The following is a 9,351-nucleotide window of genomic DNA, read 5'->3' on the forward strand; positions in this document are numbered from 1 at the left end:
TGGCACTTAATTTGCCTTAAAACATATGTGCCTTATTGTTACAGCGGTGCGTTCTATTAAGTAATTCTTCACCCGCGGGGAGCTGAACGCTATTCGCCATGAGCGCCATTGAAAACGCAATTCTGAACCTGGCTTACCCTCCGCGGCTCGATCTTGGGCCGCAGCTGACGCACGAACAACTTCTCGCTTCCATGCAATCGACCATGGCGCGCCACAAGGGCGGGCCGGTGTGGCTGTTCGCGTATGGTTCGCTGATCTGGCGGCCGGAGTGCACGGCAGTCGAGCGCATGCGCGGTCGCGTGCACGGCTACCATCGCGGCTTGTACCTGTGGTCCCACGAGCACCGCGGTACGCCGGAGATGCCCGGTCTGGTATTCGGTCTGGATCGCGGCGGTTCGTGCAGTGGCTTTGCCTACCGCTTGCCGGAAGACAATCTCGATACCGCGCTGTATGCGCTATGGAAACGTGAGATGCCGTTTCCGTCGTACCGTCCGCACTGGCTCAATTGCCGGCTCGAAGATGGCACTCAGGTGCAGGCCTTGGGATTCGTGCTGGAGCGTCACCTGCCGAGCTATGCCGGCAACTTGCCCGATCATGTGCTCAGCCAGGTGTTCGCCAGCGCCAGCGGGCGCTACGGCACCACTCGCGATTATGTCGAGCAGACCGTTCACGCCCTGCGCAGCCACGCCATGCCAGACCGCAATCTGGAGGCGCGGCTCAAGCGCTGTAAATCACACAGCGATCAGGCGACCGCTTCACGGCTCTGACTGGCGACTTGCTTGTGCCACAGCGTTGGCGCCAGGAAGGCCATCGCCAGCAGGCAAGCGCCGACCAGCAGCACGAAACCGCCATCCCAGCCGAAGTGGTCAACGGTGTAGCCCATCGCCGCACTGGCCGCGACCGAACCCCCCAGATAACCGAACAGACCGGTGAAGCCCGCTGCAGTACCGGCGGCTTTCTTCGGCGCCAGTTCCAGCGCTTGCAGGCCGATCAGCATCACCGGGCCGTAGATCAGGAAGCCGATCGACAGCAGGGCGATCATGTCGACCATCGGATTGCCGGCCGGATTCAGCCAGTAAACCAGGGTCGCGACAGTCACCAAGGCCATGAACACCATGCCGGTCAGACCACGGTTGCCACGGAAGATCTTGTCCGACATCCAGCCGCACAGCAGCGTGCCCGGAATGCCCGCCCACTCGTAGAAGAAATAGGCCCACGAGGTTTTATCCACGGTGAAGCCCTTGGCTTCCTTCAGGTACGTCGGCGCCCAGTCCAGCACGCCGTAGCGCAGCAAGTAGACGAAAACGTTGGCCAGAGCGATGTACCAGAGCATTTTGTTGCGCAGCACGTATTTGACGAAGATTTCCTTGGCGCTGAATTCGTCTTCGTGGCTGGCGTCGTAGCCTTCCGGGTAGTCGTTCTTGTACTGCTCGATCGGCGGCAGGCCGACCGATTGCGGGGTGTCACGCATGGTGATGAAGGCGAACACCGCCACGCCCAGTGCGACTGCTGCCGGGACGTAAAACGCCGCGTGCCAGTCGTTGAACAGGCCCATGCCGATCAGGAACAGCGGGCCGATCAGACCGCCGCCGACGTTATGCGCCACGTTCCATACCGACACCACGCCGCCGCGTTCCTTCTGCGACCACCAGTGCACCATGGTCCGCCCGCTCGGCGGCCAGCCCATGCCCTGCGCCCAGCCGTTGATGAACAACAGAATGAACATCATCGTTACGCTGGACGTTGCCCACGGCGCGAAACCGAAAATGAACATCACCCCGGCCGAGACCAGCAGACCGAACGGCAGGAAGAAGCGCGGGTTGGAACGGTCGGACACCAGGCCCATGAGGAACTTCGACAGGCCGTAAGCAATAGCGATCGCCGACATCGCCAGACCAAGGTCGCCACGGCTGTAGCCTTCGTCGATCAGGTACGGCATGGCGAGGGAGAAGTTCTTGCGCAGCAGGTAGTAACCGGCGTAGCCGATAAAGATACCGGCGAAGATCTGCCAGCGCAGGCGGCGGTAGGTGCTGTCTATTTTTTCTTCAGGCAATGGAGCCTGATGTGCGGCAGGACGAAAGAAAGCAAACATTCAAGAGCTCCAGTTTTCTTGTTTTGACTGCGGATGCGAATGTTACAGTTTCGTTACCGAAAATAGCATCGCTTCACGTCGGCAAAACAGCGGAAATTTGGGCAGATGAGCGTTCCTTTATGAACATGTCGCTCTGAGATAAGAAGGCGGCGCTGAGGGGATGGTGGCTCGGGTGGGTTTCTGCGGTTTAACGTATTGGCGAGGCGGATCTCAACGGTAAAGCGATCCGGATTGCTGCTCCGGATCGCTCCATGTTTTAACGAACCTGAACGACAACCTTGCCCACAGCCTTGCGCTGGCCAAGATCATCGATCGCCTGCGCGGCATTGCTCAGCGGATACACCTGCGACACCAGCGGTTTGAGTTTGCCCTCGGCAAACCAGGCAAACAGCTGCTGGAAGTTTGCTGCGTTGTCCGGGGGTTGGCGCTGGGCAAAGGAGCCCCAGAACACGCCGAGCACCGCCGCGCCTTTGAGCAGGGCGAGGTTGACCGGCAGTTCCGGGATGCGTCCGCTGGCGAAGCCGACCACCAGCAGGCGGCCGTTCCAGGCGATGGCGCGGATGGCCTGGTCGAACAGGTCGCCGCCGACCGGGTCGTAGATCACGTCGGCGCCCTGGCCATCGGTGAGGCGTTTGATCTCGTCCTTCAGACTGGCTTCGCTGTAGTTGATCAGCTCATCGGCGCCTGCAGCCTTGGCCACCGCGAGTTTTTCGGCGCTGCTGGCGGCGGCGATCACGCGGGCGCCCATGGCTTTGCCGATCTCCACCGCGGCGAGGCCGACGCCGCCCGATGCGCCGAGCACCAGCAGGGTTTCGCCCGCTTGCAGGTTGGCGCGTTGTTTGAGCGCGTGCATCGACGTGCCATAGGTCATGCTGAATGCAGCGGCAATGTTGAAGTCCATCGACGGCGGAATCGGCAGGACGTTGTAGCCCGGCACCGCCACCTGCTCGGCAAAACTGCCCCAACCGGTCAGCGCCATGACCCGGTCGCCGACTTTCAGATGGCTGACCTTTTCCCCGACTTCGCGCACCACGCCCGCCGCTTCACCGCCTGGCGAAAACGGGAAGGGCGGTTTGAACTGGTATTTGCCCTCGATGATCAGCGTGTCCGGGAAATTGACTCCGGCAGCGTGCACGTCCAGCAGGATTTCATTCTTCTTGGCGACAGGACTGGCGACGTCTTCCAGCACCAGCGATTCGGCAGGGCCGAAGGCTTTGCACAGCACGGCTTTCATCAGGGCTATTCCTTTGGGAGTGATGGCCGATAAGTGTAGGTGTGTGAATCAACGGGTCAACGAGCATGCCCGGCCCTGATAGTCAGCCATAAGCTTGTGCTTGCGCGGCGTGTCGTTATGCTAGGCCGCAAACCGGATAAGGAGCGAATTGTGAAAGCGTGGATCATGTTGTTGCTGGCCCTGTCTCTGCCTGTGGCAGCACTGGCCGAAGAAGCCAAAGAAGGCGAGGCGCCGAAGGTCAATTACATCACCCTGAGCCCGCCGTTCGTCGGCAACTATGGCCTCGACGGCACCGCCAAGCTCAAGGTCTACAAGGCCGATGTGGCCCTGCGCGTAACCGGCGAAGAGGCGACCAAACTGGTCAAGGCCAACGAGCCGCTGATCCGCAATCAGCTGGTGGCGCTGTTCACTCAGCAGACCACCGAGGCGATGGGCAGCATCGAGGGCAAGGAAAAGCTGCGTCAGGAAGCGTTGAAGCAGACCCAGCAGGTCATGAATGACGAGACCGGCAAGCCTGTTGTTGAGGATCTGTTGTTCAACAACCTGATCATTCAGTAAGTCATTCGCTGTCCGGGCAGGCCTCTTCGCGAGCAGGCTCGCTCCCACAGTGGATTGGTGGTGATGCACATTTTTGCATTCACCGAATAACCCTGTGGGAGCGAGCCTGCTCGCGAAAGCTATTTATCAGGCAAAAATGAATCAGGTTTGAGCCCGATAACCGCCGCCCACTGTTCTGGTGTGACCGGCATCACCGACAACCGCGAGCCCTTCTGCACCAGTGGCAGCTCCGCGAGCGCCGTCTGCTGCTTCAGATAATCCAGCTTCAACACCCGTTTGAACGTCTCGACATGCTCGACATCGATCGCGCTCCAGGCATTTTTTTCTGCTGTAGCCTTCGGATCGAAGTAATGGCTGTCCGGCTCCAGCGCCGTCGGATCGGGATAGGCCGCTTCAATAATCTTGCCGATCCCGGCAATCCCCGGCTCCGGGCAGCTGGAATGGTAGAAAAAGAACTCGTCGCCGACCGCCATCGCCCGCAGGAAATTGCGCGCCTGATAGTTGCGAACCCCGTCCCAGCGCGCCTTGCCGAGCTTTTCCAGGCCCTTGATCGAGAGTTCGTCGGGCTCTGATTTCATCAGCCAGTAGGCCATGTCTTGTGCTCCTGAAACGGTCATTGGGCAGGTTGTCGGGCAATTTTATGACAAACCGACAGTCGGTTGACGTCAGCGTTTGCGCACAGGTTCACGTTGCCGCAAAATGCCGGCCTTTAAAGCTTGACGCTGCTGCACGGCCTACGAACGGAAACCGCTGCTGTCATCGTGATGATGTGCCTTGAGGGGGGCAATCGATGAAACGCAAACCGGATTTGCTATGGACTTTGGTAATTTTGTTTGGCCTGGGCGTGGTAACCACCGGTTACGCGCAGAGCCTGTGGGCCAACAAGACCGATGCGCCGATTGAAGTGGCGCAACAGGTGCAACAGTCGACCGCTTTCAAACGCTGAACCTGTATCTTCGACGCCGCTGTTCCGTGCGGCGTCTACTCTGCGAAATACCACGCCTTGTCGGTGACCGTGCCTTGTAACGGCACATCCCAGCTCGCCTGCGCCAAACGCTCGACCTTCTGACATTCATGGGCCAGGCCCAGCAGCGTCGGCTTGCGCCAGTTTTTGCGCCGGGCCAGATAGGCGAGGCTGCGGTCATAAAATCCGCCGCCCATGCCCAGGCGCCCGCCGACATCGTCAAACCCCACCAGCGGCAACAGCACCAGATCCAGCGCCCAGACCTTGCGTTGCCGAGCCAGATTGGCCCGGGGCTCAAGGATGCGGAAACGATTGGGCATGAGCTTTTCGCCGGGGCGGATGCGCTGGAAGACCATTTTCGTTCTTGGCCAGGCACTGAGTACCGGCAGATAAGTCGCCTTGCCGCGACGCTGGGCTTCGCGCAGCAGCAGGCGCGGATCGATTTCACCGTCGGTGGGCAAATACAGAGAGATATGTTTCGCCCGGCGAAAGTGCGGGTCTTGCGCCAATTGCCGGAACAGGCCTTTGGCAGCCTGGCGTTGTTCGCTCGGCGTCAGTGCGCGGCGCGCCTTGCGCAGCAGGCGGCGGAGTTGCGGGCGGGGCAGCAGCGCGGGTTCGGTCATGGTTCGGCTTCGGCAGGTGGATGCAAAAACGTACGCATAAAAAATCCGATGTCGGCATACACCGACATCGGATTCGAATCAGGCTCCCCGGATGAACCGCTGTCAACTCAGCCCTTGAACCCGAAAGTTCAAGGTGGAAGAAGCAGTAGACTTTAAGGCTTTCCGTCTAGCGGACATGCACACCAGCCCAACGTGCAACTTCCAGGGTAGTGCGAATCGGCTCCGGGACATCGTCAACTGGCAAGCACCCCAGGGAGTGCCGCGAGTATACCTCAAGCTGCCAGTCGAATCAGCCCTTGGCGGTGTTCTGATCGTCGGCCAGGACCAGATCGACACGATCAAGCAAGTCGCGCACCTGTTCGCGGGTCGAACCGCTGGCCTGGATGTCCGGGCGCTCTTCTTTGTGCAACAGGTCGTGGGTGATGTTCAGCGCGGCCATCACGGCAATGCGGTCGGCGCCGATGACTTTGCCGCTGCTGCGGATCTCGCGCATCTTGCCGTCCAGGTAGCGGGCGGCGCTGACCAGATTGCTGCGTTCTTCCGGCGGGCAGATGATCGAATACTCTTTGTCGAGGATCTGCACGGTAACGCTATTGCTTGAACTCATGAGTCTTGCTCCAGGGCCTTGAGGCGCGAAATCATCGATTCGACCTTACGCCGGGCGATTTCGTTTTTTTCAATGAGGTGAGCGCGTTCCTCGCGCCAGGTTTTTTCCTGAGCTAGTAAGAGTGCGTTTTGACTCTTAAGTTGCTCGACTCGGCCAATCAGCAGTTCGAGTCTGGCCATCAGCGCTTGCAGGTCGGTGTCTTCCATTGGGTCCACGTGTTCGTCTGATGGGTGGTGACTGGCGGACAGCCTTTAATGGTCTTGGCGGGGCTGTCGATGTAGGATACAAGGCCTTCATTCTAGACATAGCGCCGTCTGGCGCCTAGCTGCCCATGACCATTGCGAATTCCCCGTACCAAGCCTTTGCCACCCTGCTGACTGCCAGCGGCCACAACGTCTCGCCTGCCGAACTGCACGGCGTGCTGCTCGGGCGCAGTTGCGCCGGGGCCGGCTTCGATCACGAAGGCTGGCTGATCGACGCCGCCGAACTGCTCGAAGGCGAGATCCAGGACAACGTCCGCAACGCCCTGATCGGCCTGCAGGAGATGGTCAAAGGCGAGCTGACCGGCGACGACGTCACTGTCGTGCTGCTGCTGCCGACCGACGATGCGCCGCTGGCCGACCGCGCTGCTGCACTGGGCGAATGGTGCCGGGGCTTCCTCAGCGGTTTCGGCCTGAACTGCCGCGACAGCAGCATGCTCAGCACCGAAGCCACCGAAGTGCTGCAGGATCTGGCCGCCATTTCCCAGGTGCAGGACGCGCTGGAAGAATCCGAAGACGGCGAATCCGACTACATGGAAGTCATGGAATACCTGCGCGTCGCGCCGTTGCTGCTGTTCTCGGAAACCAAAAAAGCCGATGTGCCGCCAGCCGCCAAGCCGTCGTTGCATTAATCGCGTGCCAGGGAAAGCCATCTGCCCATGACCCATATCCCCAAAGCGGAATACAGCCGTCGCCGCAAGGCCCTGATGGCGCAGATGGAACCCAACAGCATCGCGATCCTGCCCGCCGCCGCGGTGGCCATCCGCAACCGCGACGTCGAGCATGTCTACCGCCAGGACAGCGACTTCCAGTACCTCAGCGGTTTTCCCGAGCCACAAGCCGTCATCGTCCTGATGCCCGGTCGCGAGCACGGTGAGTACATCCTGTTCTGCCGTGAACGCAACGCCGAACGCGAATTGTGGGATGGCCTGCGCGCAGGGCAGGAAGGCGCGATCCGCGAGTACGGCGCCGACGATGCTTTTCCGATTACCGACATCGACGACATCCTCCCGGGCCTGATCGAAGGCCGCGACCGGGTGTATTCGGCGATGGGCAGCAATCCCGAATTCGATCGGCACCTGATGGACTGGATCAACGTGATCCGCTCCAAGGCGCACCTCGGCGCGCAGCCGCCGAATGAATTCGTTGCCCTGGATCATCTGCTGCACGACATGCGCCTGTATAAATCGGCGGCAGAAGTGAAGGTGATGCGCGAAGCCGCGCGGATCTCGGCGCAAGCGCATATCCGCGCGATGCAGGCCAGTCGTCCGGGGCTGTATGAATATAGCCTCGAAGCCGAACTGGATTACGAATTCCGCAAGGGCGGGGCGAAGATGCCGGCCTACGGTTCGATCGTCGCCGCCGGGCGCAACAGCTGCATCCTGCATTACCAGCAGAATGACGCGCTGCTCAAGGATGGCGATCTGGTGTTGATCGACGCTGGTTGCGAGATCGACTGCTACGCCAGCGACATCACCCGCACATGGCCGGTCAACGGCAAGTTTTCGCCGGAGCAGAAGGCGATCTACGAGTTGGTGCTGGCTTCGCAGGAAGCGGCGTTCGCCGAGATCGCCCCCAACAAGCACTGGAACCAGGCGCACGAAGCCACGGTGCGGGTGATCACTACGGGTATGGTCAAGCTTGGTTTGTTGCACGGTGAGGTTGACGAGTTGATCGCCAGCGAAGCCTACAAGGCTTTCTATATGCACCGTGCCGGCCACTGGCTGGGTATGGATGTGCATGACGTCGGCGAGTACAAGGTCGGCGGCGAATGGCGCGTGCTGGAGGTCGGCATGGCGCTGACCGTGGAGCCGGGCATCTACATCGCGGCGGACAATCAGAACGTGGCGAAGAAATGGCGTGGCATTGGCGTGCGCATCGAGGATGACGTGGTCGTGACCCGGTCCGGCTGTGAAATCCTCACCAGCGGCGTGCCGAAAACCGTCGCCGAGATCGAAGCGCTGATGGCACAAGCAAGGACACACGCAGCATGAGTCGAGTCAATCTGGCAATCATCGGTGGCGGTCTGGTCGGCGCCAGTCTGGCGTTGGCGTTGCAGGCCGGGGCCCAGGCGCAGGGCTGGAAGATCGTCCTGATCGAACCGTTCGCCCCCGGCGACAGCTGGCAACCGAGCTACGACGCCCGCTCCTCGGCACTGTCGTTCGGCTCGCGGCAGATTTATCAGCGCCTGGGCGTGTGGCAGGAAATTTCCCGCCGCGCCGAGCCGATCAAACAGATTCACGTCTCCGACCGTGGCCGCTTCTCCACCGCGCGTTTGTCGGCGATGGAAGAGGGTGTGCCAGCGCTCGGTTACGTGGTGGAAAACGCCTGGCTCGGCCAGTGCCTGTGGCAGCACCTCGACAAAGACGTGATCACGTGGCGCTGCCCGGCGGAAGTCACGCGCATGGAACCGTTGGCCGAGGGCTATCGCCTGACCCTCAACGATGAAACCACGCTGGAATGCGACCTCGCGGTGCTCGCCGATGGCGGCCGTTCCGGGCTGCGCGAACAGTTGGGCATCAACGTGCGCACGCGCCCTTACAACCAGAGCGCACTGATCGCCAACATCACCCCGAGTGAAGCGCACAACGGCATGGCCTTCGAGCGCTTTACCGATGAGGGGCCGATGGCCCTGCTGCCGCTGCCGGACAATCGCTGCGCACTGGTGTGGACGCGGCTGGGCATGGACGCAAAGCGTCTGACCGAGTTGAGCGAGCGTGATTTTCTCAGCGAGCTGCAAGGCGTGTTCGGTTACCGCCTCGGCACTTTGAAACAGGTCGGCGCACGGCATCTTTATCCCCTGTCACTGATCGAAGCTGAAGAACAGGTGCGCTCGCATCTGGCCGTGCTCGGCAACGCCGCACACAGCCTGCACCCGATCGCCGGCCAGGGCTTCAACCTGTCGCTGCGTGACGCCGACGCCCTGGCTGCTGCGCTGCTGGCCAGCGACAAGCCGCTGGGCGACTTCGCCACGTTGCAGGCCTATCGCGAGCGGCAGCGCCTTGATCAGGAC

General features: G+C 61.0%; 12 protein-coding genes and 1 other RNA gene. 6 read left to right on the plus strand and 7 right to left on the minus strand.

What is annotated here, in order from left to right:
• The first annotated feature begins 98 nt into the window (after positions 1-98).
• Complete coding sequence (locus D6877_RS15220; RefSeq protein ID WP_042607082.1) at positions 99-767, plus strand: gamma-glutamylcyclotransferase; 669 nt, start codon at positions 99-101, stop codon at positions 765-767.
• Here D6877_RS15220 and glpT read toward each other — a convergent pair.
• Both glpT and D6877_RS15230 read right to left on the minus strand, forming a co-directional pair.
• Positions 743-2,092: a glycerol-3-phosphate transporter gene (gene glpT / locus D6877_RS15225; RefSeq protein WP_024014747.1), complete on the minus strand. Its 1,350-nt coding sequence runs from the start codon at positions 2,090-2,092 to the stop codon at positions 743-745. The genes D6877_RS15220 and glpT overlap by 25 nt on opposite strands.
• 256 nt (positions 2,093-2,348) lie before the next feature.
• Entirely contained in the window at positions 2,349-3,326 is a 978-nt protein-coding gene (locus D6877_RS15230) for an NADPH:quinone oxidoreductase family protein (RefSeq protein ID WP_130911324.1), read from the minus strand.
• Between the two features lie 150 nt (positions 3,327-3,476).
• Between D6877_RS15230 and D6877_RS15235 the strand changes: the two genes are divergently transcribed.
• The gene (locus tag D6877_RS15235; RefSeq protein WP_039757432.1) at positions 3,477-3,884 is read left to right on the plus strand and encodes a flagellar basal body-associated protein FliL; all 408 of its coding nucleotides are present in this window, start codon (positions 3,477-3,479) and stop codon (positions 3,882-3,884) included.
• 119 nt (positions 3,885-4,003) lie between these two features.
• On the opposite strand, the gene D6877_RS15240 is transcribed toward D6877_RS15235, so the two are convergent.
• On the minus strand, positions 4,004-4,477 hold the full coding sequence (locus tag D6877_RS15240; protein ID WP_130911325.1) for an EVE domain-containing protein: 474 nt from the start codon (positions 4,475-4,477) through the stop codon (positions 4,004-4,006).
• A 197-nt stretch (positions 4,478-4,674) separates the two neighbouring features.
• Between D6877_RS15240 and D6877_RS29395 the strand changes: the two genes are divergently transcribed.
• Positions 4,675-4,830, plus strand: a complete 156-nt coding sequence (locus tag D6877_RS29395; protein ID WP_024014743.1) for a hypothetical protein — start codon at positions 4,675-4,677, stop codon at positions 4,828-4,830.
• Between the two features lie 35 nt (positions 4,831-4,865).
• Here the strand turns inward: D6877_RS29395 and D6877_RS15245 are convergent, their stop codons facing one another.
• The 4 genes from D6877_RS15245 to D6877_RS15260 all read right to left on the minus strand — a co-directional run bounded on the left by D6877_RS15245 (position 4,866) and on the right by D6877_RS15260 (position 6,284).
• Positions 4,866-5,471: a 5-formyltetrahydrofolate cyclo-ligase gene (locus D6877_RS15245; protein ID WP_130911326.1), complete on the minus strand. Its 606-nt coding sequence runs from the start codon at positions 5,469-5,471 to the stop codon at positions 4,866-4,868.
• An 80-nt stretch (positions 5,472-5,551) separates the two neighbouring features.
• Positions 5,552-5,730, minus strand: a non-coding RNA gene (gene ssrS / locus D6877_RS15250) — 6S RNA.
• 30 nt (positions 5,731-5,760) lie between these two features.
• Positions 5,761-6,078, minus strand: coding sequence for a cell division protein ZapA (locus D6877_RS15255; protein WP_016772632.1), 318 nt, complete (start codon positions 6,076-6,078; stop codon positions 5,761-5,763).
• Positions 6,075-6,284 carry a TIGR02449 family protein gene (locus tag D6877_RS15260; RefSeq protein WP_007911197.1) on the minus strand — a complete coding sequence of 70 codons (210 nt, stop codon included), beginning with the start codon at positions 6,282-6,284 and terminating at the stop codon, positions 6,075-6,077. Before D6877_RS15260 ends, D6877_RS15255 begins: the two co-directional genes overlap by 4 nt.
• 125 nt (positions 6,285-6,409) lie before the next feature.
• On the opposite strand from D6877_RS15260, the gene D6877_RS15265 reads away from it, so the two are divergent.
• The 3 genes from D6877_RS15265 to ubiH all read left to right on the plus strand — a co-directional run.
• Positions 6,410-6,970: a YecA family protein gene (locus D6877_RS15265; protein WP_130911327.1), complete on the plus strand. Its 561-nt coding sequence runs from the start codon at positions 6,410-6,412 to the stop codon at positions 6,968-6,970.
• A gap of 27 nt (positions 6,971-6,997) precedes the next feature.
• Complete coding sequence (gene pepP, locus D6877_RS15270) at positions 6,998-8,332, plus strand: Xaa-Pro aminopeptidase (RefSeq protein WP_130911328.1); 1,335 nt, start codon at positions 6,998-7,000, stop codon at positions 8,330-8,332.
• On the plus strand, positions 8,329-9,351 hold a 1,023-nt coding region (gene ubiH, locus D6877_RS15275; protein ID WP_130911329.1), incomplete at its 3' end, for a 2-octaprenyl-6-methoxyphenyl hydroxylase. The genes pepP and ubiH, both read left to right, overlap by 4 nt.

The organism is Pseudomonas sp. Sample_9 (assembly GCF_004307535.1).
Classification (GTDB): Bacteria; Pseudomonadota; Gammaproteobacteria; order Pseudomonadales; family Pseudomonadaceae; genus Aquipseudomonas; species Aquipseudomonas mercuritolerans.